This window comes from Actinophytocola sp. KF-1 (assembly GCF_054661535.1).
In genome coordinates, this window is the sequence record NZ_BAAFVK010000002.1 from 363,717 (window position 1) to 386,285 (window position 22,569).

Sequence of the window (22,569 nt, forward strand, 5' to 3'; positions counted from 1 at the left end):
GGGAGGGACGAGGAGTTGGGCACGCGGGTCGCTCTATTCGCCACGTGTCTCACCGACACGTTCTTCCCCGACACCGCGCGGGCGGTGGTCCGGCTGCTGGCTCGGCTCGGCTGCGAGGTCGACTTCCCGGCCGCGCAGACCTGCTGCGGCCAGATGCACTACAACACCGGCTACCGCGCGCACGCGGCGAAGCTCGCGAAACGGCACGCGAAGGCCTTCGAGGGCTACGACGCGGTGGTCGCGCCGTCCGGGTCGTGCGCGGGCATGGTCCGCGAGGTGTACCCGGACCTGCACAGACGTGCCGGCGCGGTCGCCGCGCGCACCTACGAGCTGTCCGAGTTCATCGTCGACGTGCTCGGCGTGACCGACGTGGGCGCGTACTTCCCGCACCGCGTCACCTACCACCCGACGTGCCACTCGCTGCGCATGCTCGGCGTGGGGGAGAAGCCGCTCGAACTGCTGCGGCACGTGCGCGGGCTCGACCTGGTCGCGCTGCCCGCTGCCGAGTCGTGCTGCGGCTTCGGCGGCACGTTCGCGCTGAAGAACGCGGAGACGTCGACCGCGATGCTCGCCGACAAGATGACGCACGTGCTCGAGACCCGCGCGCAGGTCGTGACCGCGGGTGACAACTCGTGCCTGATGCACATCGGCGGCGGGCTGTCCCGGCTGCGGACCGGGGTCCGGTCGCTGCACCTCGCGGAGATCCTGGCGAGCACGGAGGAGGAGCCATGGGTCGCAACCCCGTGACGTGGCTGGGCAGCCCGACCTTCCCGGACGCCGCCAGGGACGCGCTGTCCGACGTGCAGCTGCGCGGCAACCTCGCGCACGCGACGTCGACCATCCGCACCAAACGCGCCGCCGCGGTGGCGGAACTGCCGGACTGGGAAGAGCTCCGGCGCTCGGGCCAGGCCATCAAGGACGACGTGCTGTCCAACCTGGACGTCTACCTGGAACGGTTGGAGGCGTCGGTCACCGCGCGCGGCGGGGTCGTGCACTGGGCGCGCGACGCCGCCGAGGCGAACGAGATCGTGCTGCGGCTGGTCCGCGAGGCGGGCGCGTCCGAGGTCGTCAAGGTCAAGTCGATGGCCACCGCGGAGATCGGCCTCAACGAGGCACTCGCGGCGGGCGGGGTGTCGGCCATCGAGACGGACCTGGCGGAGCTGATCGTGCAGCTCGGCGACGACCGGCCGTCCCACATCCTGGTGCCCGCGATCCACCGCAACCGCTCGGAGATCCGGGACATCTTCCGGTCCCGGATGTCCGGTGTGGACGATCTGTCGGACCGGCCGGCCGAGCTGGCGGAGGCGGCGCGGGCGCACCTGCGGCGCAAGTTCCTGTCGGCGAAGGTCGCCATCTCGGGCGCCAACTTCGCGGTCGCGGACACGGGTTCGGTCGTCGTGGTGGAGTCCGAGGGCAACGGGCGGATGTGCCTGACGTTGCCGGAGACGCTGATCACCGTGATGGGCATCGAGAAGCTCGTGCCGACGTGGTCGGACCTCGAGGTGTTCCTGCAGCTGCTGCCGAGGTCGTCGACGGCGGAGCGGATGAACCCGTACACGTCGGTGTGGACGGGCGTGACGCCGGGCGACGGGCCGAGGGAGTTCCACCTGGTGCTGCTGGACAACGGCCGGACGGCGACGCTGGCGGACCGGGTCGGGCGGCAGGCGCTGCGCTGCATCCGGTGCTCGGCGTGCCTCAACGTGTGCCCGGTGTACGAGCGGACCGGCGGTCAGGCGTACGGGTCGGTGTACCCGGGTCCGATCGGCGCGATCCTCACCCCGCAGCTGGGCGCGGGCACGGACGACCCGTCGACGGCGGCGCTGCTGAAGTCGCTGCCGTTCGCGTCGTCGCTGTGCGGTGCCTGTTACGAGGTGTGCCCGGTGCGGATCGACATCCCGTCGGTGCTGGTGCACCTGCGCGGCAAGGCGGTGGCCGGTTCGCACTCCCCGGAAGCGGTGGCGATGGCGGCGGCGTCGTGGGTGATGCGGTCGCCGTCCCGGTTCCGCCTTGCGCAACGAGCGGCGTCGGTGCTGCGGTTGATCGCGCGGGGCGGCCGCGTGAAACGGCTGCCGTGGCCGGGTTCGAAGTGGACGGACTCCCGCGACCTGCCCGTGCCACCGGCGGAGTCGTTCTCGGCGTGGTGGCGGAGGACCCGTGGCTGAGGCACGTGCTGAGATTCTGGGCCGCATCCGCGCGGCCCTGCGCGACCGTCCGGGCCCGGTGACGGTGCCGCGTGAGTACGCGCGCACTCGTGATCTCGGCGACGTGCTGACCCTGTTCGAGAAGCAGGTGGCGGACTACCGCGCGGTCGTGCGGCGGGTGCCGGAGTCGTCCCTGCCCGCGGAGATCGAGTCGTCGCTGGTAGCGCGTGGTGCGCGGGTGGTGGTGACGCCGGCGGACGTGCCGACGTGGTGGCGCGTCGGCGAGTTCGTGTGGTCGCTGGACGCGCCCATGTGGCCGTTGCCGAACGCGGCCCTGGACCGCGCGGACGGGGTGCTGACCGGCTGCGCGGTGGCGATCGCGCAGACGGGGACCATCGTGCTCGACGCGGGGACCGCCCAGGGGCGGCGTGCGTTGACGTTGCTGCCGGACTACCACCTGTGTGTCGTGCGCGCGGACCAGGTGGTGGCCACCGTGCCGGAAGCCCTGGCCCGCCTGGACCCGACGCGTCCGTTGACGTTCATCTCGGGGCCGTCGGCCACCAGCGACATCGAGCTGGACCGCGTGGAGGGCGTGCACGGGCCGCGCAACCTGGAAGTCCTGATCGCCGGTTAGTCCGGACGGCGGATGCTGGGTCTTTCTTGGCTGTGGGGTTGGCCTTGCGGTGGGTTTCCCTCCGGGGGGCCTCGCCGGACGGGCTGGTCTCCGGGATGGCGGGGGTTGGTCGATGGGATGGCAGGCACCCTCGGTGGGTGTTTGGGCTGCGCTCGCTTCGCGGGGGCCGGGCGCCCGGCATGCTGGGATCGGCTCGTGGCCACGCCCGAGGAAGGGGAAGTGCCATGCGTGGTGACACTGGCGCAACGAGCCTGACCGAACGCCGCCTCCCCGGCCTGACCCGCGGCGAGGGGTGCTGAGGACCGCGGTCGATCCCTGCGTGGGGTTTCCCTCCGGGGGGTCCTCGCCGGACGGGCTGGTCTCCGGGATGGCGGCGGGTCTTGCACGGGGTTGGGTTGGCAGGGACTGGTGTCCGTGGTGTGCCTGCCATCCCGTCGACCTCCCGGAGGGCTATCACACCGCGTCAAGGGGGCCCGGCGGCTTTGGGTAGGGGGTTGCGTCGTGCTTCGGGCCCCCTTGACACGGTGTGATCGGGCTTCGCCAGGTCGACGGGATGGCAGGCACCCCTCAGGGGGTTCTGGGGCTTCGCCCGCTTCGCGGGGGCCGGGCGCTGCGCGCCCGGCCTGCTGGGATCGGCCCGTGGCCACGCCCGAGAAAGGAAGTGCCATGCGTGTGGTGACGCTGGCGCAACGAGCCTGACCGCACGCCGCCTCCCCGGCCTGACCCGCTGCGGTCGATCCCTACCAGGACGGTCGACCCCGGAGTTAGCATGACTCGATTTTGGATCAGGGGGAGATCATGTCGGTTCTGGACTTTCCCGGTACTCCGGGCATTCCCGGCCTGACCGAGCGCGTGTACCGGATCATCGTGCAGGACGGGGTGCGTGACTACGACACGCTCGCCGACCGGCTCGGGGACGACGAGGAGACCGTGCGTGCCATCGACGAGCTGACGCGGGTCGGGCTCGTCCAGGTGGACGCCGGGGTGCTCGAGCCGCTGCCGCCGCGGCTGCCGTTGCAGGCGCTCGCCGACCAGTACGTGCGCGCGGCCGCGGCAGCGCGGGAGGCGTCGGAGGTGCTCGCGCAGGTGTGGGCGCGGCAGTCGGCCACCCCGGACTACATGGAGGTCCTGACCACGACCGCGCAGGTCATGGACGTCGCCGAGCGCCTGCACGCCGACGCGGAGACCGAGGTCCGGGCGTTGTCGATCGGGCCGAACGGGGAGGCGCCGCCCCGGCCGAACCCGCAGCCGGGGGCGCTGGAGGCGATGCGCAGGGGGGTCGCCTACCGGGTCGTGTACGGCGCGCAGATCCTGCGGCAGGCCGAGGTGATGGCGCTGGTGCAGGAGGCCGCGGCGGCGGGGGAGTCCGCGCGCGTCTTCCCGACGGTGCCGTGCAACCTGCAGATCGCGGACGGGAAGCGGGCCGTGCTGATGGCGCCCATGCCGGGGCCGGAACGCGTGCACGCCGTCGTGTTCTTCGGTGGCGGCGGCTTCATGGAGTCGCTGATCGGGATCTTCGAGACGTACTGGACGCTGGGCGTGCCGATCACCGCCGACCAGCTCGCGGTCGAGGAGGACCAGGCGCCGAGCGACGACATACGCCGTCTGTTGTCGTTGCTCGGCGCCGGCCTCACCGACGCGGCCATCGCCCGCGAACTGGGGGTCAGCGAGCGGACGGTCAACCGGCGGATCATGGCGTTGCAGGATCAGCTCGCCGCGCGCAGCCGGTTCCAGCTGGGCGTGCAGGCGGCCCGGCGCGGCTGGCTCTGACCCGCGCCGGACCGGCGGGTCACGCGGCCGGCTTGGCGTCCGGCTTGACGAAGCTCGGGAGCTTCTTCTCGAACTTGTTGTACAGCGTGTCCGAGGCGAGCACCGGGAACGGCGACGTCGTCGCGCGGGCCAGCTCGGCGCCCCAGACCGACGCCTTCAGGCGCTGGTTCGGCGTGCCGTGGTGGCCGTTGCTCTCGAACGAGCAGTCACCGACCTGGTAGAACGACTGCTCCGCCTTGTGGATCTGCACGGCGTTGAAGTTCATGCCGCGCTTGTGCGCCACGAAGTACGTGCCGAAGGCGTCCGCCATCAGCTCGGTCCGGCGGGTGGCCTCCGGGCCGGTCAGCGGGCTGTCGAAGTAGCCCTGCTCGTACTGCACGTGGTGCGCCATCTCGTGGCCGACGACCGCCTTCGCCCCGGTGGTGCCGAGGTCGAGCGCGTCGAGCGCGGTCGCGAGGCCCTCGCCGAACACCATCTTGTCCGGCAGGTCCTTGAACAGCGGGTCGGTCTCGCCCTCCGCGGAGAACGCGAACGCGTTCAGCGTGAAGATCGGGTTGTCGCCGCCCTGCAGTGGCGGCGAGTCCGCGATCACGTCCATGATCAGGGTGGCGGCCTCGGCGGCGTCCTCCTCGGTGTCGCCGAACAGCGCCATGATGATGCGGGTCATGCGGCCGTGGTCGGCCAGCATGTCGTTCTGCATCGCCATGGTCTTCACGTCGAACAGGTCGACGTCCCAGAACTTCTGCGACTGCTTCACCGCCTGGGTGACCGGGGCCTTGTAGCCCTCGGGCAGGCCGTAGTCGGCCTTGTTGCCCGGCGTGCCGTACAGCAGCGCGTCGTAGGTCGGGTAGTCCAGCACCCCCAGCAGCACCAGGATGATCAGCGTGCCGAAGTCGACGCCGTCCAGCAGCGCGTTCGCGTAGTTGCTGAACTGGGTCGGCTGGCACTCGTACAGCGACGGGTCGATGGCCTTGGCGACGGCCTCCTCCACGCCGTGGGACTCGATGCCGAGGTCGGAGCGGACCTGCGCGAGCCGCTGCTGCCAGTTGGCGGGCAGGTGCGCGGTGATCGCGTCGAGCCGGGCCTGGTCGGCCGGGGACAGCTCCGCGCGCGCGAGGTCGATGTGCAGGGGGTCGAGGAGGTTCTCGACGGCGGGGACGGTGTCGACGGCCGTGTTCGCCGCGGGAGCGGCGGCCGCCTGGCCCGGCACCAACGCGGCGGTCACCGCCGTGACCGTCGCTATCAGCAACGGGATTCTCGGTCTCATGAACGTGCCCTTCATTCCGGCGACGCCCCCGTGCGGGCGCCGCGCCCGCCCAGTATTCGAGGCGGCACGCTGCGTGCCCATAGATCGACATGGCGATCTTCCGCCATGTCGGACGTCCGACACCACCCCCTACTGATCCGATCAATGAGGACACAGGATGGTGTCAAGGCTGGATTCTGCGATCGGACTCGGGTATACATCGGATGTCTTGCTTCGAGGGTGAAAGGGGACGGCGGCTCACATGGCGCGCATCACCGGCATGGATGTGTTCGACATCCGCTTCCCCACCTCGCGGGAGCTGGACGGGTCCGACGCGATGAACCCCGACCCCGACTACTCCGCCGCCTACGTCGTCCTGCGCACCGACGACGGGCCGGACGGCCACGGGCTCGCGTTCACCATCGGCCGGGGCAACGACGTGCAGGCCGCCGCCATCCGGGCGCTGGACCACATGGTCGTCGGGCGGCGGGTCCCCGAGACCGCGCTCGAGCTGGCCGCGCTCAACCGCGACCTGGTCGGCGACTCGCAGCTGCGCTGGCTCGGCCCGGAGAAGGGCGTCGCGCACATGGCGATCGGCGCCGTGGTCAACGCGGCGTGGGACCTCGCGGCGCGCCGGGCGGAACGTCCACTGTGGAAGTTCCTGGCGGGGCTGTCGCCGGAGGAACTCGTCGCGCAGGTCGACTTCCGGTACCTGTCCGACGCGCTGACCGAGCAGGAGGCGCTCGACATCCTGCGCAGGCCGGGCCGGGCGGCGCGGATCGCCGAGATCGAGGCCGACGGCTACCCCGCCTACAGCACCGGCGCGGGCTGGCTCGGCTACTCCGACGAGAAGATGGTGCGCCTCGCGAAGCAGGCCGTGGCCGACGGGTTCACGATGCTGAAGCTCAAGGTCGGCGGCAACCTCGACGACGACATCCGGCGCATGCGGCTCGCGCGGGCGGCCGTCGGTCCCGGCGTCCGGATCGCCGTCGACGCCAACCAGCGCTGGGACGTCGAGCCCGCGATCAAGTGGATGCAGGCGCTCGCCGGGTTCGAGCCGTACTGGATCGAGGAGCCGACCTCGCCGGACGACGTGCTCGCGCACCGCGCGATCGCCGAGGCCATCGCGCCGATCCGGGTGGCCACCGGCGAGCACGTCCAGAACCGCGTGATGTTCAAGCAGTACCTGCAGGCGGGGGCGCTGTCGGTGCTGCAGATCGACGCGGCCCGGGTCGGCGGGGTCAACGAGAACATCGCGATCCTGCTGCTGGCCGCGAAGTTCGGGGTGCCGGTGTGCCCGCACGCGGGCGGCGTCGGCCTCTGCGAGATGGTCCGGCACCTGTCGATGTTCGACTACGTCGCGATCTCCGGCACGCAGGCCGACCGCGCGATCGAGTGGGTGGATCAGCTGCACGAGCACTTCACCGATCCCGCTATCGTGCGCGGCGGGCGCTATCTCGCGCCCACGGCCCCGGGTTTCTCCGCGCGGATCAACGACGAGGCGCTCGCCCGGTACGCCTTCCCCGACGGTCCGGAGTGGAGGGTCAAGTGACCGACTTTGACGGTCTGACAGCGGTTGTCACGGGCGGTGCGTCCGGCATCGGTGCGGCGGCGGCCGCTGTCCTGGCCGCACGTGGTGCGCGGGTCGCCGTACTCGACGTCAAGCCCGGCGACGGCCCTGACGACGCGGGCATCCGCTGCGACGTCTCGTCCGACGACGAGGTCCGCGCCGCGATCGACGCGGTCGTCGAGCGGTTCGGCGGCGTCGACGTGCTGGTCAACAACGCGGGCATCGGCGCGGCGGGCGACGTGACCGCCAACGACGACGCCGAGTGGCACCGCGTGCTGGACGTGAACGTGGTCGGCATGGCCCGCGTGACCCGCGCCGCCCTGCCGCACCTGAAGAACAGCGCGCACGCGGCCGTCGTCAACACCTGCTCGATCGCCGCGTGGCAGGGCCTGCCGAACCGGGCCCTGTACTCCGCGAGCAAGGGCGCGGTCCTCGCGTTGACGCTGGCCATGGCGACCGACCACCTCGACGACGGGATCCGGATCAACTGCGTCTGCCCCGGCACCGCGGACACCCCGTGGGTGCAGCGGCTCCTCGACGCGGCGGACGACCCCGCCGCCGAACGCGCCGCGCTGGCCGCCCGCCAGCCGATGGGCAGGCTCGTGACCGCCGACGAGGTCGCGCACGCGATCGCCTACCTGGCGAGCCCCCTGTCCGGTTCGACCACCGGGACCGCGCTCGCGGTCGACGGTGGCATGTACGGCCTGCGTCCCCGACCCCGGGCCCGGCGAGCGGAGTGAAGGAGCGGCCGCCGTCTGGACTGAGGAGCGCGCGCAGGCGCGTCAGCGCCGAGCACGCGACGAGGGAAGACGGCGGTTGAGCGGATGAACGAAGCGAGCCATTCAATACAGCATCAAGGAGGATGCGACATGCGCAAGACCTTCGGTGCGGTGGCGGCAGTCGCCGCGCTGGCCGTCGCGGTGAGCGGTTGCGGGTCCACGAAGGACACCGCGGGCGGCGGCGGTGGTGGCGGTGGGGACGGCAAGGTCGGCGCCACGGTGCCGCTGTTGACCTCGCCGTTCTGGCAGGCGTACAACAACTACGTGCCGCGGATGGCGAAGGACGCCGGGCTGGACGTCCTGCCGACCGTCAACGCGGACAACGACACCCAGAAGCAGATCACCGACATCAACAACCTGCTCAACCAGGGCGTCAAGGGGCTCGTGGTGACCCCGCTCGACTCCGCGGCCATCGTCGCGGGCCTCAACCAGGCCGAGCGCAAGGGCGTCCCGGTGGTGTCGGTCGACGTGGCGCCCGAGTCGGGCAAGGTCGCGATGGTCGTGCGTGCCGACAACCGCGCGTACGGCACCAAGGCGTGTGACGTGATCGGCGAGAAGGTCAAGTCCGGCAAGGTCATCCAGATCATGGGCGACCTCGCGTCGGTCAACGGCCGCGACCGGTCCGAGGCGTTCCGCGAGTGCATGAAGACCAAGTACGCGGGCATCAAGGTCCTGGAGATCGCCGCCGACTGGCAGGCCGAGAAGGCGGCGTCGGGCCTCGAGGGGCTGCTGACCGCGAACCCGGACGTCAAGGGCATCTACATGCAGGCGGGCGGCGTCTACCTCGCGCCGACACTGCAGGCGCTGGAGCGCAAGAACCTGAAGTTCCCCGTCGGCGACCCCAAGCACATCGTGCTCGTGTCCAACGACGGCATCCCGCAGGAACTGGACGCGATCCGCAACGGCGAGCTGGACGCGACCGTCTCGCAGCCCGCGGACGACTACGCCAAGTACGGCATGTACTGGCTGAAGAAGGCCATGGCGGGGGAGACCTTCAACGAGGGCCCGACCGACCACGGCAGCACGGTCGTCGAGACCATGCCGGGCATCCTGGAGGACCAGCTGCCCGCGCCGGTGGTGACCAAGGAGAACGTGGACGACGACGCCCTGTGGGGTAACTCGCTGTGAGCGGAGCCGTCGTGCCAGTCGTCGAGGCGGTCGGTGTCGGCAAGCGCTACGGGCCGACCGTGGCGCTCGCCGACGTCAGTCTCACCGTCGCGGCGGGCGAGTCGCACGCGCTCGTCGGCCGCAACGGCGCGGGCAAGTCGACGCTCGTGTCCATCCTCACCGGACTGTCCAAACCCGACACGGGCACGGTCGCGTTCGGTGGGGAGCCCGCGCCGCCGCTCGGTGACCGGGAGGCGTGGCGCACCAGGGTCGCCTGCGTCTACCAGCACTCGACGGTGATCCCGCACCTCACGGTCGCGGAGAACCTGTTCATCAACCGGCAGCCCACCACGCGCGGCGTGATCTCGTGGTCGCGGCTGCGCAGGGATTCGCGCGAGCTGCTGGACTCCTGGCGCGTCGACGTCGACGTGGACCTGCCCGCCGGCGAGCTGTCGGTCGAGGACCGGCAACTCGTGGAGATCGCGCGTGCCCTGTCGTACGGGGCGCGGTTCATCGTGCTGGACGAGCCGACCGCGCAGCTCGACTCGGACGCGATCGGGCGGCTGTTCGTGCGGATGCGGGAGCTGCAGGACGCCGGGGTGACGTTCCTGTTCATCTCCCACCACCTGCAGGAGGTGCACGAGGTCTGCCAGGCGGTGACGGTGCTGCGCGACGCGCGGCACGTGGTGACCGCGCCCGTCGCGGACCTCACGCGCGCCCAGCTGATCGACGCGATGACCGGCGAGAGCGGCGGCCTGACCGTCGCCGACGCGGCCGAACGGGAGAGCGTCGCCGCCGGCGCCGAGGACGTGCTGACCGTCGCGGGGCTCACCGGCGACGCGTTCACCGACGTCTCGTTCGCGCTGCGGCGCGGCGAGGTGGTGGGCATCGCGGGGTCGAACGCGAGCGGCAAGCACCAGGTCGCGGAGACGATCTACGGGCTGCGCGCACCGGTGCGCGGTGTCGTGTCGGTGCACGGCCGCCCGCTGCCCCGCGGCGACGTCAAGGCCGCGCTGCGGGCCGGGATCGGCTGCGTGCCGCGGGATCGTCACCACCAGGGGCTCGTGCTGGGCATGTCCATCGCGGACAACGCCGCCATGTCCATCCTGGACCGGATGGGCTCGGCGGGGCTGGCGTCCCCCGGCGCGCGGACGGCGGTCGCGACGAAGGCGATCGAGGACTACGACATCGTGGCCGCGGGGCCGGACCAGCCAGCCGACGCGCTGTCCGGCGGCAACCAGCAGAAGGTGGTGCTGGCCAGGGCGCTGGCGAGCGACCCGGACGTGCTGGTGCTGATCAACCCGACGGCCGGGGTCGACGTGAAGTCCAAGGAGGCGCTGCTCGGCCAGGTCGAGCGGGTGCGCGCCGAAGGCAAGGCGGTCCTGATCGTCAGCGACGAGCTGGACGACCTGCGGCCGTGCGACCGGGTGCTGGTGCTGCGGTCCGGCGAACTGGTCGCGGAGCACGACGCCGGCTGGTCGGTCGGCGACCTGGTGGCCGACATCGAAGGGGTCACGCATGACTGAGGTTCTTTCCGGTGAGCGCGCGGCGAAGGCGGCCGCCACCAGCAGGAAGTCCTCGCGCATCCCGCGGCTGCGGGAGCTGGCGCTCGTGCCGGCGCTCGTGGTGCTGCTGGTCATCGGCGCGATCGTCAACGAGAGCTTCCTGACCACCGGCAACCTGATCAGCATCCTCGGCGCGTCCGCGGCGCTCGCGCTGGTCGTGCTCGGCGAGTCGCTCGTGCTGATCACCGGCAAGTTCGACCTGTCGCTCGAGTCCACGGTGGGCATCGCGCCCGCCATCGGCGCGCTGCTCGTGATCCCGGCCGGCTTCGGCACGGAGTGGCCCGCCGCGGCCGGGATCGCGCTGATCCTCGTCGTCGGCGCGGTGATCGGGACGTTCAACGGCTTCCTCATCGTGAAGCTCAAGCTGAACGCCTTCATCGTGACGCTCGCGATGCTGATCGTCCTGCGCGGCCTCCTCGTCGGCGCCACCGAGGGCAAGACGCTGTTCGACATGCCGGAGGCGTTCTTCACGCTCGCCACCGCCACGTTCATCGGGCTGCCGATCTCGGTGTGGCTCGCGCTGGTCCTGTTCGCCGTCACGGGTTTCCTGCTGCGCTACCACCGGGTCGGGCGGTCGCTGTACGCGATCGGCGGCAACCGGGAGGCCGCGCGGGCCGCCGGGATCAACGTGGACCGCATCTCGTGGCTGGTGTTCGTGGTGGCGGGCGTACTGGCCGCGATCGGCGGGCTCGTGCTGACCGGGTACGTCGGCGCGATCAACGCCAACCAGGGCGACGGCATGATCTTCACCGTGTTCGCGGCGGCGGTCATCGGCGGCATCTCGCTCGACGGCGGGCGCGGCACGATGTTCGGTGCGCTGACCGGTGTGCTGCTGCTCGCGGTCGTGGAGAACCTGCTGACGCTGGCCCAGGTCCCGTCGTTCTGGATCCAGGCGGTCTACGGCGCGATCATCCTGGTCTCGCTGATGCTCGCCCGGTTCACCGGCGGCAAGCCGCAGACCTAGTCATGCTCACCGAGAGCGTTCCGCAGCCACTGCTCGACGCCGGAGATGTGGACGGTCGCCCACGAGCGGGCCAGCTCCGGCTCGCGGGCCGCGATGGCGTCGTAGATCGCCCGGTGCTGTTCGCGGGTCTTCGCGACCGCGCCCTCCTGGGTGAGGCCGCGCCAGATCCGCGCCCGGGTGGTCGGGCCCGACAGCGAGTCGATCAGCGAGCACAGCACGGGGTTGCCGGTGCCGAGCGCGATGCGGCGGTGGAACTCCAGGTCGTTCGCGACGAGCGCCTCGACGGTCGGCGACTCCTCGAGCCCCTCGAGGAGCTTCGCCAGCTCGGCGATGTCCTCCTCGGTCATGTTGATGGCGGCCATCGCCGTCGCGGCGGGCTCCAGGATCCGGCGCACGGCGAGGAAGTCGAGCACGGTGTCGTCGCGGTGGAAGTCCACGACGAACGTCATCGCGTCGAGCAGCAGCTTCGGTTCGAGGCTGGTGACGTACGTGCCGTCGCCCTGCCGGACGTCGAGCACGCGGATCAGGCACAGCGCCTTCACGGCCTCCCGCAGCGAGCTGCGCGACAGGCCGAGGTGCTGGGCCAGGTCGGCCTCCTTCGGGAGCCGGTCGCCCGGCGCCAGCTCACCCGAGATGATCATGCCCTTGATCTTGTCGATCGCTTCGTCGGTCACGGGCATGGCGTCGGACTCCTCAATCAGACCTCGGATGTTTCCCTCTAGAGTGCCACGAAAGGCGAACGGATGCGGGTAGCACTGCACACCCGGCTCAAGCCGGGCAAGGAAGCGGAGTACGAGCAGGTGCACGCCGTCATCCCGCGTGACCTCGAGATCGCGCTCCGCGACGCCGGGGTGTCGTCGTGGGCCATCTACCGCGACGGGCTCGACCTGTTCCACGTGCTGGAGGTCGCCGACTACCAGGCCATGCGGCACGCGCTGCGCGACCACCCGGCGAACGTGCCGTGGCAGCGGCGCATGGCCGGGCTGCTCGACGTCGAGGACGACTACTCCGGCAACGACACCGGCCTCAAGCTGGTGTGGGCACTGTCATGACCGTGGCCGGTGGTCGCTCCGCACGCCCCGCGGCGGTCGGCTTGGGCTGTGCCCAGCTGGGCAACCTGTACCGCGCGATGACCGACGAGACCGCGGCCGCCATCGTCGCCGCGGCGTGGCGCACGGGTGTCCGGTACTTCGACACCGCCCCGCACTACGGTCTCGGCCTGTCGGAGCGGCGGCTGGGCGCCGCGCTGCGCGGCCGGCCACGCGACGAGTACGTGCTGTCCACGAAGGTCGGCAGGCTGCTGGAGGAGAACCCGGCGTACGCGGGGGAGCGGGACACCGAGGGCTTCGACGTGCCCGCCACCCTGGTGCGGCGGCGCGACTACACCCGCGACGGCGTGCTGCGGTCGCTGGAGGCCAGCATGGCGCGGCTCGGCGTCGACCGGATCGACATCGCGTTCGTGCACGACGCGGAGGACCACGTCGAGGAGGCCCTGAACGGTGCCATCCCGGCCCTGGTCGAGCTGCGCGAGCAGGGCGTGCTGCGGGGCGTCGGGCTCGGCATGAACTTCGACAAGGTGCTCGCCGAGTTCGTCCGCCGGTCCGATGTGGACACGGTGATGATCGCGGGCCGGTACACGCTGCTGGAACAGCCCGCGCTGGACGACCTGCTGCCGCTGTGCGAGGAACGCGGCGTGCGCGTGATGGCGGCGGGCGTGTTCAACAGCGGCATCCTCGCCACCCCGGCCCCGGGCGCGACGTACAACTACCAGGAGGCCCCGGCCGCCCTGGTCGAACGCGCGCAGCGGATCGCCGACGTGTGCGGGCGGTTCGGCGTGGACCTCCCGACCGCGGCGATCGCCATGCCCGCCAGGCACCCGGCGGTGGACGCGGTGGTGCTGGGCGCCAGCTCGGTGCGCCAGGTGGAAGCGAACGCGGCCCGCGCGGCCACCGAGGTACCGTCGGCGCTCTGGGACGCCCTGGCAGCGGAAGGACTACTGCGGTGATCGTCGACGCCCACCACCACCTGTGGGAGGACCTGGCCCGCCGCGACTACGACTGGCTGGCCGGCCTCGACCCCATCCGCCGACCGTACACAGTGGACGACCTGGTCGCGGTCACTCCCGCGGACCGCACGGTGCTGGTCCAGACCGTCCCGGCGGTCGAGGAGACGGCGGAGTTCCTGGCCACGGCCGCCGCGACCCCGCTGATCGCCGGGGTGGTGGGCTGGGTGGACCTGACGGCACCCGACGTGGCGGACCGCCTGGCGGCGCTGACGACGGACGAACTGGTGGGCATCCGCCACCCGGCCCAGGACGAGGCGGACCCGAACTGGCTGGTGCGCCCCGAGGTGGTCCGCGGCATCAAGGCGGTGGCGGCGGCCGACCTCACCTACGACGTGCTCATCCTGCCCCCGCAACACGAGGCGGCGATCGCCCTGGCCGACGCGGTGCCCGAGGCGCGCCTGGTGCTCGACCACGCGGGCAAACCGGCCATCGCCGATGGCGGCCACGAACCGTGGGCGAGGTTCATCACCGAACTGTCGGCCCGCCCCAACGTGTACTGCAAGCTGTCCGGCCTGGTCACGGAAGCAGACTGGACACAGTGGACGGTTGACGACCTGCGCCCGTACGCCGCGCACGTCCTCGAGTCGTTCGGCCCGGACCGCGTGATGTTCGGCTCCGACTGGCCGGTGTGCGAACTGGCCGCCACGTACGACGAGGTCCTGACCGCGGCACGGGCGTGCACGGAGGAGCTGTCCCCGTCCGAACAGGACGAGGTGTTCGCGGGAACGGCGGTCCGCGCGTACCGGCTCTGAGGTCGCGCACTCCGGCCCATGGCGTCATCGACACCGTGGGTCCGGCGGCGCCGGTCCGCAAACGCGGCGACAACGGCTCGGGCCGAGCCCATGCCTTGTCGGTGACCCCACCCCGTGCACCCACGACCCAAGGGGGCGGCCCCGCTTACCGGACGCGGGCTAGGCCGACAGCCCGGCCGACGGCGCCGTCGGGATCTGCACCCAGCCGACGTGCCGGTCGCCTGCCACCTGCAGGCAGATGGCGGGTTCGAACGTGCGCCCGTCGATCCCGTCGTAGCCGTGGCTGATCACGGCGCGGTGGATGTAGTCGGAGACCGCGAGCACGAGCGGCGCGTCGGTCTCCTGCAGCCTGAGCTTCAGGTCGCGGGAGTTCAGCAGCCGGAACGTGAGGTCGATGTCCGCGCCGAACACCCCGCGCGTGTCGAAGTGGACTTCACCCGAATGGATGGCGACGCGAAGCCGGAAGCTCCGTCCCGGGTAGGTGGCCGAGTGCGCGGAGAGCCGCTCGGTCATCATCGGGACGAGCGTGTGCAGCAGCAGCGTCTTCGGCACGTCGTCGTGCGGGCGGAGCAGCAGCATGGCCCCGTCCCCGCGGTCGTGGAACGGCGCCCACACGTCTTCCGGGATGCCGCACGCGGTCAGGGTCTCCTCGAGCAGGTCGTACATGTCCGAGCGAAGAGCCGCCTTGGCAGGGTTCGTCCTGCTGGTGGATCCTTCGACATCGCAGGCGATGATGACACGCTGGCGTGGATGGAGTCTGGTCACCTCATTCATGGTCCCCTCCAGTTGTTCGCCAACTTCAGAAAACTTCAGCAAAGTTGGCCAACCTTCGAGGAACTAAGGGTAAGTCGCTGTATGCTTGTGAAGCAAGCGGCCGAATGCCTGAGAACTCCCCGATTGAGCAGCTCGTGTGCTCGACCTGCGGTCGCATCCGAGTAGCGCCACGGTAGGATTCCTCGCGCGTTCGACATTCGCCGGTTGTATACTTCAGCTTTTCGGCACTTGACGCTGAAATTCACCCGAAGGGGTGTGGTGGCGGTGAACCCAGAGGTGGACCCGGCGCTCGCGCTCGCCGCGCGGTTGCGTGCGCTGCGTGTCGCCGGGCTGGCGGGCACCCGGATCACCCAGCGTGACCTGGGTATCGCGATCGGCACGAGCAGTCCGTCGATCTCCTCGTGGGAGCGGGAGGACAGCCCGAAGCCCCCGCCGCGCGCTCGTCTCGATCGCTACGCTAGGTTCTTCGCCACCGACCGGTCGGTCGCGCAGAAGCCGTTCCGGGTGCTCCCGGCGTCGCAGTTGACGGATGCCGAGCGAGCGCGCCACGACGAGTTGCTCCGAGAGCTGACCAGCCTCTGGGACGAGGTGAAGGGCCACAAGCCCGGCCCACCCACCGTCGACGTGTTCGCCAACGGCCACTGGCACTTTCCGCCTGACGAGGACATCACCATCGTGTGCTCGGCGCTCCCCCCGGAGTACCTCGAGTCGATGCCGTACACGGACCCGAAGGCGCCGGACTACGTGAACCTGTACCGGTTCGCGGATCTGGACGCGCTCCTCGAGTTGTTCGGGCACCTCCGCGCGGCCAACCCCCTCAGTGCCGTGCGCGTCCGCACCGCTGCCGAGCTGAGGGAGGACGACTACACCACCCACCTGGTGCTGCTCGGCGGGGTCGACTGGAACCCGACCACGGCGGAGCTGATGCACCGGCTCGACGTGCCCGTGCGGCAGCTGGCACGGGAGGACGAGTCCGAGCCGGGAGGTTTCCAGGTCGGCAAGGGCAAGGGCAGGCAGTTGTTCTCACCGGTGCTGGAGACCCAGGACGAGCGGGAGGCCCTCGTCGAGGACGTCGCGCACTTCTTCCGGGCGCCGAACCCGCTCAACGAGAACCGCACCGTGACCATCTGCAACGGCATGTACGCCCGTGGGGTGTACGGCGCTGTCCGAGCGCTCACCGACAAGCGCTTCCGCGTCCGCAACGAGCGGTACCTGCGCGACCGGTTCACCGCCGGGAAGCCGTTCAGCATCGTCAGCCGCGTCAAGGTGATCCTCGGCAAGACGGTCACCCCGGACTGGAGCAGCGGCGAGGACGTGCTCCACGAGTGGCAGGCCGCGTGAACCTGTCCCGCCACCACCACGGTTCGCACCTCGACCTGCTGAAGGACCTCTCGGTCGTGCCCTTCCCGAGGGAACCGGACGCGATCATCGTGCCGACCGCCCGGCACGCCGCGGCCCTCGTACCCGTGATCGAGCTGGCGGCCAAGCTGAACTGCACGCTCGTCGCCCTGTGCAGCAAGTGGTCCTCGGCACGTGACGTCGTCGCGCTCGCGGAGGGCAGGACCAAGCTGATCGCCGTCGACATCGCCGAGGTGCCGCAGGGCGTGGTCCCGCGGTTCGAGACCTGCCGCGTGCTCGCGGGCAGCCGATTCGAGCGGTGGACCGACCTGAGCCTCAAACGGAACTTCGGGCTGTTGCTCGCACGGCTCATCGGGTGGGAACGCGTCGTCTTCCTCGACGACGACATCGAGGTGCCCGAATCGACGCACCTGCGGGAGGCGGCCGGTCTCACCGACCACTACGCGGCCGTCGGGCTCACCATCGACGGCATGCCGGACAACTCGGTGGTCTGCCACGCCTACCGCGACGCGGGCGGACAGCAGGACACGTTCGTCGGCGGCGGCGCGATGGCGGTCGGGACGAGGGAGATCACGTCGTTCTTCCCGAACATCTACAACGAGGACTGGTTCTTCCTCCTCGACGACGACGGCCTGCGCCGCACGACCACCACGGGCACCGCGGTCCAGCAGCCGTACGACCCGTACCGCGAGGAGCGCGCCAGGATGGAGGAACTGGGCGACGTGCTCGCCGAGGGCCTGTTCTGGCTGCTGGACAACGGGCGGCCGCTGAGCGACGCCACCGCCGCGCACTGGCGGAACTTCCTGGACGAACGCGTCCGGTTCATCACGGACGTGATGGCCATGGTGGCGCGCATGGACGGTCAGCCGGGGCACCGCGACCGGATGCTCGGCGCGTTGAAGGCGGCGCGGGGGCGGTGCCAGTCCATCGAGCCCGACCTGTGCGTGCGGTACGTCCACGCGTGGCAACGGGACCGGACCACGTGGCGGCGGCACGTCGAGCACACGTTCCGCTCCGTCACGAAGGGCATGGACGACGCGGAACGGCGGTCACTGAAGGGTGTGCGGGCGATGCTGCGGTCGCTCGGGCTGCGCGATCGGACGGCGCACCTACGGCTTCCGTCGGAGCCGCCGCACCATGATCTGGCACACTTCGATCTGCCGTTCTCCATTGCCGTCGGTCAGTGACAGGCATTGCACGGTGCCGTGGGGCCAGTTCTCGTAGCCGAGCCGCTTGTACAGGCGGGCCGCGCCGTCGTTGTCGATCTCCACGGCCAGGGCGACCTGCTCGAACCCCAGCATGCGTAATCGCCGTTCCGCGGCCTGGATGAGTGCGGTGCCCGCGCCGCCGTTGCGGTGGGCGGGGTGGATCTCCAGGTGGGTGAGGATGGGCGTGCCGGGCAGGTGCCGCCGCAGCTCGGGTTCCTCGGCACGTTCGAGCCACAGGTAGATGACGCCGATCGGGCGGTCGTCGCGCCACGCGACCAGCAGCACGCCCAGCCCGTTGTCCTGGCGGGCGAAGCGGTCGTCGAAGAACCGCCGTTGCCCCAGTTCTGCGACTAGGACGTCGTGGTCGGCGGCGCTGGCGCGACGAATGCGTAGATCATCCATGTCTCTGACCACCACGGTAGCCGAACGGCGATCGTGCCGGTCCGGAATCGGCTGCCCGGGGACGGCCGTGACCGCGGCCACGGCCGGGATGGTCGCCGCCCCCGGCGTTGTTGTCCCGGTGGGGACGTGAGCGGGGCCATGGTCCCCGGCCGTCACATCCGGGCGGGGCCACCCGTCCACACGGTGATCGGAGAGAAGGGCATCATGCGCAGGATCCTCATCGTCGGCGGTGGTTACGCCGGCTTCTACACCGCCTGGCGGCTGGAGCGGAAGCTCCGCCGCGGCGAGGCGGAGGTCACGCTCGTCGATCCCCGCCCCTACATGACCTACCAGCCGTTCCTGCCCGAGGTCGTGGCCGGTTCGGTCGAGGCGCGGCACGCCGCGGTCTCGCTGCGGCGCCACCTGCGCTCGACGCGGGTCGTCGCCGCGACGGTGACCGCCATCGACCACGGGCACCGCGTCGTCACCGCGCAGCCGGCGGACGGCGACACCATCGAGCTGGCCTACGACGTCATCGTGGTGACCGCGGGTGCGGTCACCCGCAAGTTCCCCGTGCCGGGCATCGGCGACACCGCGATCGGCCTCAAGCACGTCGAGGAGGCCGTCGCGATCCGGGACCGGCTGCTCACCGCGTTCGACCGGGCCGCAGCGCTGCCGCCGGGACCGCTGCGCGAGAAGCTGCTGACGGTCACGGTCGTCGGCGGCGGGTTCTCCGGCGTCGAGGGCTTCGGCGAGCTGCTGTCGCTCGCGACCGCGCTGCTGAAGCGCTACCCGGAGATCACCCGCGACGAGCTGCGGTTCCACCTGGTCGAGGCGACCGGCCGCATCCTCCCCGAGGTCACCGACCGGCCCGGCCGGTGGGTGGTGCGGGAGCTGGCGCGGCGTGGCGCGCGGGTCCACCTGGACACGCAGGTCACGGCCGCGGTCGACGGGCACGTCGTGCTGTCGACGGGCGAGGAGTTCGACTCCGACCTGATCGTGTGGACCGCGGGCAACGGCGCCAACCCGGTCGTCAGCAGCCACACCGACCTGCCCGTCGACGCGCGCGGCAACGTCGTGGTCCGCGCCGACCTGCGAGTCGGCACCGAGGACGCGCCCGTGCCCGACGCGTGGGCCGCGGGCGACGCCGCCGCGGTGCCCGACCTCGCCGTGCCGGACGCGCCGCGCACCGTGCCGAACGCGCAGCACGCGTACCGCCAGGGCAAGCTCCTCGCCCGCAACATCGTCGCCACGCTGCGCGGCAGGGAGCCGAAGGCGTACCTCCACCACAGCCTCGGCGCCATCGCGACGCTCGGGCTGGGCCGCGGGATCTTCCAGTACCGGGGCATCGTGATCACCGGGCTGCTCGCGTGGCTCATGCACCGCGGCTACCACGTGCTTGCCGTGCCGTCGTGGGAACGCAAGGTCCGCGTGCTCGCGATCTGGCTGACCCAGGCGCTGTTCGGGCGGGACATCCTGTCCCTCGCGTCGGTGCAGCACCCGCGTGACGCGTTCGTCGCCGGTGGTCTGCCACCGATGAGTTCCACGCCCCCGGATGGTCTGATGGAGCATGACCGAACTGCGCGAGCTGCTTGACCACCACGTCGCCGAGGGCGCACTGCCGGGTGCGGTGGCGCTCGTGGCGCGGGGTGACGACGTCGAGGTGGTGGCCGCGGGGTCCGTCGACGTCGAGGGCACCGCGCCGATGACACGGGAGACGATCTTCCGCATCGCGTCGCTCACCAAGCCGATCACGGCCGCGGCACTGCTCGTGCTCGTCGACGACGGGGTGGTCGCGCTCGACGACCCCATCGACCGCTGGCTGCCCGAGCTGGCCGGACCGGTGGTGGTGCGCACCCCGGCGAGCCCGGTCGACGACGTCGTGCCCGCCACGCGGCCGATCACCGTGTTCGACGTGCTGACGAGCCAGGCGGGCTGGGGTTTCCCGTCCGACTTCAGCCTGCCCGCGGCGCGGGCGCTGTTCCCGGTGCAGCCCGACGGGCGCGAGGTGCAGCGGTTCCCACCCGCCGACGAGTGGGTGGCGGCGCTCGCGCGGGTGCCGCTGCTGTACCAGCCGGGCGAGTCGTGGCTGTACGACACGTGTTCGGCCATCCAGGGCGTGCTGATCGCCCGCGCGTCCGGCACGCCGCTGCCGGACTTCCTGGCCGAGCGGCTGTGCACACCGCTCGGCATGACCGACAGCGCGTTCACGGTGCCCGCGGCGAAACGCGACCGGTTCACGAGCTTCTACAAGAAGACCGCCGACGGGCTGGTGCTCGCCGACGGCCCGGACGGCCAGTGGGCCACCGCACCCGCGTTCCCGCTGGGGTCCGGCGGCCTCGTCGGCACCGTCGACGACTGGTTCGCGTTCGCCCGCATGCTGCTCGCGGGCGGCGACCCGGTGCTGTCGCGGGACGCCGTGCGGCTGATGACCACCGACCACACCACCCCGGCCCACCGCGAGATCGGCGCGCTGTTCCTCGACGGCCTCGGCTGGGGGATGGGCGGCTCGGTCGACGGCACCCGGTACGGCTGGGTGGGCGGCACGGGCACGTCCGGCCACGTCGACCTCGCCACCGGGGCGGTCGCGCTCCTGTTCACGCAGGTGGGCGAGGACTCCCCGGTGGCGCCGGACTGGATGCGCGCGTTCTGGGCGCTCACATCGTGAGGACGACCTTCGCGCGGGCGTGTTCCTCCTCGACGTAACGGACGGCGGCCGCGGCGTCGGTCAGCGGGTAGGTGCGGTCGACCACGGGCGTGACCTCGCCCGCGTCGATCAGCTCGCGCAGCGCGTCCAGGTTGCCGGTGCTCGGCGACTCGCCCAGCACCACCAGCCGCTGCCGGACGAACGGGCGGAGCAGCTGCCCGCGGATGATCAGCCCCATCGGCCCGACGACGCTGCCGCCGCGGTACACGCCGCCGCCGGACAGCACCACCGTGCCCCGCGGGGTGGTCGCGCGGCGCAGCGCGGTGAGGGAGCGGTTGCCGACCAGGTCGAACACCACGTCGTAGCGTCCGGTGGTGAAGTCCTCGCGGGTGTAGTCCACGACCGCGTCCGCGCCGACGCCGCGCACCAGGTCGGCGTTCCTGGTGCTGCACACGCCCGTCACGTGCGCGCCGAACGCCTTCGCGAGCTGCACGGCGAACGTGCCGACGCCGCCGGACGCGCCGTTGACCAGCACCCGTTGCCCCGGCTGGACGTTCGCGGCGTCCCGCAGGCCCATCAGGGCCGTGTTCGCGGCCAGCGGCACCGCGGCCGCCTCCTCGAACGTCAGGTTCACCGGCTTGCGCGCCACCTGGCCGCTCGGCACGCAGGCGAACTCCGCGAACGCGCCCTCGGCGGAGCCGAGGTCGCCGTACACCTCGTCGCCGGGCCGCAAACCGGTGACGTTCCTGCCGACGGCGGCCACCACACCGGCGACGTCCCGTCCCCGGACCGTCCTCTTCGGACGCCGCGGTGCGCCCAGCGCGAGCCGCGACAGGTAGGGGTCGCCGCGCATCATGTGCCAGTCCCACGCGTTCAGCGCGGCGGCACGCACCTCGACGAGCACGTCGTCGTCACCCGCCACCGGGGCCGGGATGTCCCGCAACGCCAACGTTTCCTGGCCGCCGTAGTTGTCCTGCACGATCGCCTTCACCGGGTGTCCTTCCTGTGGATGACCCATTCCGCGACGACGAGGTTGAGCACCCAGCCCGCGCCCAGCAGCAGCGCCCTGGTCTGCACCCCCGGCTGGCCCGCCGCCGCCACCCAGCACCCGAAGATCACCGCCTGGGTGCCGCCGCCCTGGCCGATGGCGTACCCGCGCACCATCCACGCGCGGTGCGCGGTGAAGTCCCGGCGCCGCACCGCGACGAACCCGAGCACGAGCGCGGCCACCATCGCCGAGCCGAACACCAGGCGCAGCACCATGAGCAGGTCGCCGTCGTGCGCGGGCAGCGGGTAGTGCACCGCCATCCACATCCCGGACAGCGCGGCGACGAGTCCACAGGGGACGATCAGCCGCCCGAGCACGCGGTGCCGTGGGCCGCGCAGGAACTGGAACGCGCCGAGCACGCAGAACACGGTCGCGCCCACGATGTGCAGCAGCACCGGGACGGGGTCGGCGAAGAACCGCGCGTTGTGCGGCGTGACCGCCGCGCCCGTGCTCAGCTCCGTGACCCGGAAGGCGCCCGCGATCACCGGCACGGCGGTGAGCGCGAGCAGTGCGGCGGTGACCCGCTTCCGCGGGCGGGCCGGGGCCAGTGTCGTCATGC

Annotated in this window: 22 protein-coding genes; 16 read left to right on the forward strand and 6 right to left on the reverse strand. The window is 71.4% G+C overall.

The window, feature by feature from the left end; genetic code table 11:
• Positions 1–15: 15 nt before the first annotated feature.
• The 4 genes from ACYQ77_RS07460 (at position 16) to ACYQ77_RS07475 (ending at position 4,545) form a co-directional block, all read left to right on the forward strand.
• The gene (locus ACYQ77_RS07460) at positions 16–747 is read left to right on the forward strand and encodes a (Fe-S)-binding protein (protein ID WP_459708755.1); all 732 of its coding nucleotides are present in this window, start codon (positions 16–18) and stop codon (positions 745–747) included.
• Positions 729–2,162 carry a LutB/LldF family L-lactate oxidation iron-sulfur protein gene (locus ACYQ77_RS07465; protein WP_459708757.1) on the forward strand — a complete coding sequence of 478 codons (1,434 nt, stop codon included), beginning with the start codon at positions 729–731 and terminating at the stop codon, positions 2,160–2,162. The genes ACYQ77_RS07460 and ACYQ77_RS07465 overlap by 19 nt, the downstream gene beginning before the upstream one ends.
• A complete protein-coding gene (locus tag ACYQ77_RS07470; RefSeq protein WP_459708759.1) occupies positions 2,155–2,775 on the forward strand; it encodes a LutC/YkgG family protein in 621 nt (206 codons plus the stop codon). The genes ACYQ77_RS07465 and ACYQ77_RS07470 overlap by 8 nt, the downstream gene beginning before the upstream one ends.
• Before the next feature lie 798 nt (positions 2,776–3,573).
• Entirely contained in the window at positions 3,574–4,545 is a 972-nt protein-coding gene (locus ACYQ77_RS07475) for a helix-turn-helix transcriptional regulator (protein ID WP_459708761.1), read from the forward strand.
• A 19-nt stretch (positions 4,546–4,564) separates the two neighbouring features.
• Here the strand turns inward: ACYQ77_RS07475 and ACYQ77_RS07480 are convergent, their stop codons facing one another.
• Complete coding sequence (locus ACYQ77_RS07480; RefSeq protein WP_459708763.1) at positions 4,565–5,812, reverse strand: hypothetical protein; 1,248 nt, start codon at positions 5,810–5,812, stop codon at positions 4,565–4,567.
• A 241-nt stretch (positions 5,813–6,053) separates the two neighbouring features.
• Between ACYQ77_RS07480 and ACYQ77_RS07485 the strand changes: the two genes are divergently transcribed.
• The 5 genes from ACYQ77_RS07485 to ACYQ77_RS07505 all read left to right on the forward strand — a co-directional run bounded on the left by ACYQ77_RS07485 (position 6,054) and on the right by ACYQ77_RS07505 (position 11,776).
• Positions 6,054–7,343 carry an enolase C-terminal domain-like protein gene (locus ACYQ77_RS07485; protein ID WP_459708764.1) on the forward strand — a complete coding sequence of 430 codons (1,290 nt, stop codon included), beginning with the start codon at positions 6,054–6,056 and terminating at the stop codon, positions 7,341–7,343.
• Positions 7,340–8,101 (forward strand): SDR family NAD(P)-dependent oxidoreductase, encoded by a 762-nt coding sequence (locus ACYQ77_RS07490; RefSeq protein ID WP_459708766.1) that lies wholly within the window; start codon positions 7,340–7,342, stop codon positions 8,099–8,101. The genes ACYQ77_RS07485 and ACYQ77_RS07490 overlap by 4 nt, the downstream gene beginning before the upstream one ends.
• 129 nt (positions 8,102–8,230) lie before the next feature.
• A complete protein-coding gene (locus ACYQ77_RS07495; protein WP_459708768.1) occupies positions 8,231–9,268 on the forward strand; it encodes a sugar ABC transporter substrate-binding protein in 1,038 nt (345 codons plus the stop codon).
• An 11-nt stretch (positions 9,269–9,279) separates the two neighbouring features.
• Positions 9,280–10,773, forward strand: coding sequence for a sugar ABC transporter ATP-binding protein (locus ACYQ77_RS07500; RefSeq protein ID WP_459708769.1), 1,494 nt, complete (start codon positions 9,280–9,282; stop codon positions 10,771–10,773).
• Positions 10,766–11,776, forward strand: coding sequence for an ABC transporter permease (locus tag ACYQ77_RS07505; protein ID WP_459708772.1), 1,011 nt, complete (start codon positions 10,766–10,768; stop codon positions 11,774–11,776). Before ACYQ77_RS07500 ends, ACYQ77_RS07505 begins: the two co-directional genes overlap by 8 nt.
• Here the strand turns inward: ACYQ77_RS07505 and ACYQ77_RS07510 are convergent.
• Entirely contained in the window at positions 11,773–12,456 is a 684-nt protein-coding gene (locus tag ACYQ77_RS07510) for a FadR/GntR family transcriptional regulator (RefSeq protein ID WP_459708774.1), read from the reverse strand. The genes ACYQ77_RS07505 and ACYQ77_RS07510 overlap by 4 nt on opposite strands.
• A 63-nt stretch (positions 12,457–12,519) precedes the next feature.
• Between ACYQ77_RS07510 and ACYQ77_RS07515 the strand changes: the two genes are divergently transcribed.
• The 3 genes from ACYQ77_RS07515 to ACYQ77_RS07525 are packed head-to-tail and all read left to right on the forward strand — an operon-like array spanning position 12,520 to position 14,593.
• Positions 12,520–12,828 (forward strand): L-rhamnose mutarotase, encoded by a 309-nt coding sequence (locus ACYQ77_RS07515; protein ID WP_459708776.1) that lies wholly within the window; start codon positions 12,520–12,522, stop codon positions 12,826–12,828.
• On the forward strand, positions 12,825–13,781 hold the full coding sequence (locus ACYQ77_RS07520) for an aldo/keto reductase (protein WP_459708778.1): 957 nt from the start codon (positions 12,825–12,827) through the stop codon (positions 13,779–13,781). The genes ACYQ77_RS07515 and ACYQ77_RS07520 overlap by 4 nt, the downstream gene beginning before the upstream one ends.
• Positions 13,781–14,593 carry an amidohydrolase family protein gene (locus tag ACYQ77_RS07525; protein ID WP_459709746.1) on the forward strand — a complete coding sequence of 271 codons (813 nt, stop codon included), beginning with the start codon at positions 13,781–13,783 and terminating at the stop codon, positions 14,591–14,593. Before ACYQ77_RS07520 ends, ACYQ77_RS07525 begins: the two co-directional genes overlap by 1 nt.
• 159 nt (positions 14,594–14,752) lie before the next feature.
• Here the strand turns inward: ACYQ77_RS07525 and ACYQ77_RS07530 are convergent, their stop codons facing one another.
• Positions 14,753–15,259 carry a hypothetical protein gene (locus ACYQ77_RS07530; RefSeq protein WP_459708780.1) on the reverse strand — a complete coding sequence of 169 codons (507 nt, stop codon included), beginning with the start codon at positions 15,257–15,259 and terminating at the stop codon, positions 14,753–14,755.
• A 372-nt stretch (positions 15,260–15,631) separates the two neighbouring features.
• Here ACYQ77_RS07530 and ACYQ77_RS07535 point away from each other — a divergent pair, with 372 nt between their 5' ends.
• Together ACYQ77_RS07535 and ACYQ77_RS07540 are read left to right on the forward strand one after the other, a co-directional pair.
• The gene (locus ACYQ77_RS07535; protein ID WP_459708782.1) at positions 15,632–16,708 is read left to right on the forward strand and encodes an XRE family transcriptional regulator; all 1,077 of its coding nucleotides are present in this window, start codon (positions 15,632–15,634) and stop codon (positions 16,706–16,708) included.
• Positions 16,693–17,913 (forward strand): hypothetical protein, encoded by a 1,221-nt coding sequence (locus ACYQ77_RS07540; protein ID WP_459708783.1) that lies wholly within the window; start codon positions 16,693–16,695, stop codon positions 17,911–17,913. The genes ACYQ77_RS07535 and ACYQ77_RS07540 overlap by 16 nt, the downstream gene beginning before the upstream one ends.
• Here the strand turns inward: ACYQ77_RS07540 and ACYQ77_RS07545 are convergent.
• Positions 17,836–18,417 carry a GNAT family N-acetyltransferase gene (locus ACYQ77_RS07545; protein WP_459708785.1) on the reverse strand — a complete coding sequence of 194 codons (582 nt, stop codon included), beginning with the start codon at positions 18,415–18,417 and terminating at the stop codon, positions 17,836–17,838. The genes ACYQ77_RS07540 and ACYQ77_RS07545 overlap by 78 nt on opposite strands.
• 123 nt (positions 18,418–18,540) lie before the next feature.
• On the opposite strand from ACYQ77_RS07545, the gene ACYQ77_RS07550 reads away from it, so the two are divergent.
• Positions 18,541–19,911, forward strand: coding sequence for an NAD(P)/FAD-dependent oxidoreductase (locus ACYQ77_RS07550; RefSeq protein ID WP_459708786.1), 1,371 nt, complete (start codon positions 18,541–18,543; stop codon positions 19,909–19,911).
• Positions 19,886–20,983 carry a serine hydrolase domain-containing protein gene (locus ACYQ77_RS07555; RefSeq protein ID WP_459708788.1) on the forward strand — a complete coding sequence of 366 codons (1,098 nt, stop codon included), beginning with the start codon at positions 19,886–19,888 and terminating at the stop codon, positions 20,981–20,983. The genes ACYQ77_RS07550 and ACYQ77_RS07555 overlap by 26 nt, the downstream gene beginning before the upstream one ends.
• On the opposite strand, the gene ACYQ77_RS07560 is transcribed toward ACYQ77_RS07555, so the two are convergent.
• Both ACYQ77_RS07560 and ACYQ77_RS07565 read right to left on the reverse strand, forming a co-directional pair.
• Positions 20,973–21,953 (reverse strand): NAD(P)-dependent alcohol dehydrogenase, encoded by a 981-nt coding sequence (locus ACYQ77_RS07560; protein ID WP_459708790.1) that lies wholly within the window; start codon positions 21,951–21,953, stop codon positions 20,973–20,975. The two genes, ACYQ77_RS07555 and ACYQ77_RS07560, sit on opposite strands and share 11 nt — an antisense overlap.
• Entirely contained in the window at positions 21,950–22,567 is a 618-nt protein-coding gene (locus ACYQ77_RS07565; protein ID WP_459708792.1) for a DUF2306 domain-containing protein, read from the reverse strand. The genes ACYQ77_RS07560 and ACYQ77_RS07565 overlap by 4 nt, the downstream gene beginning before the upstream one ends.
• Positions 22,568–22,569: the final 2 nt, after the last annotated feature.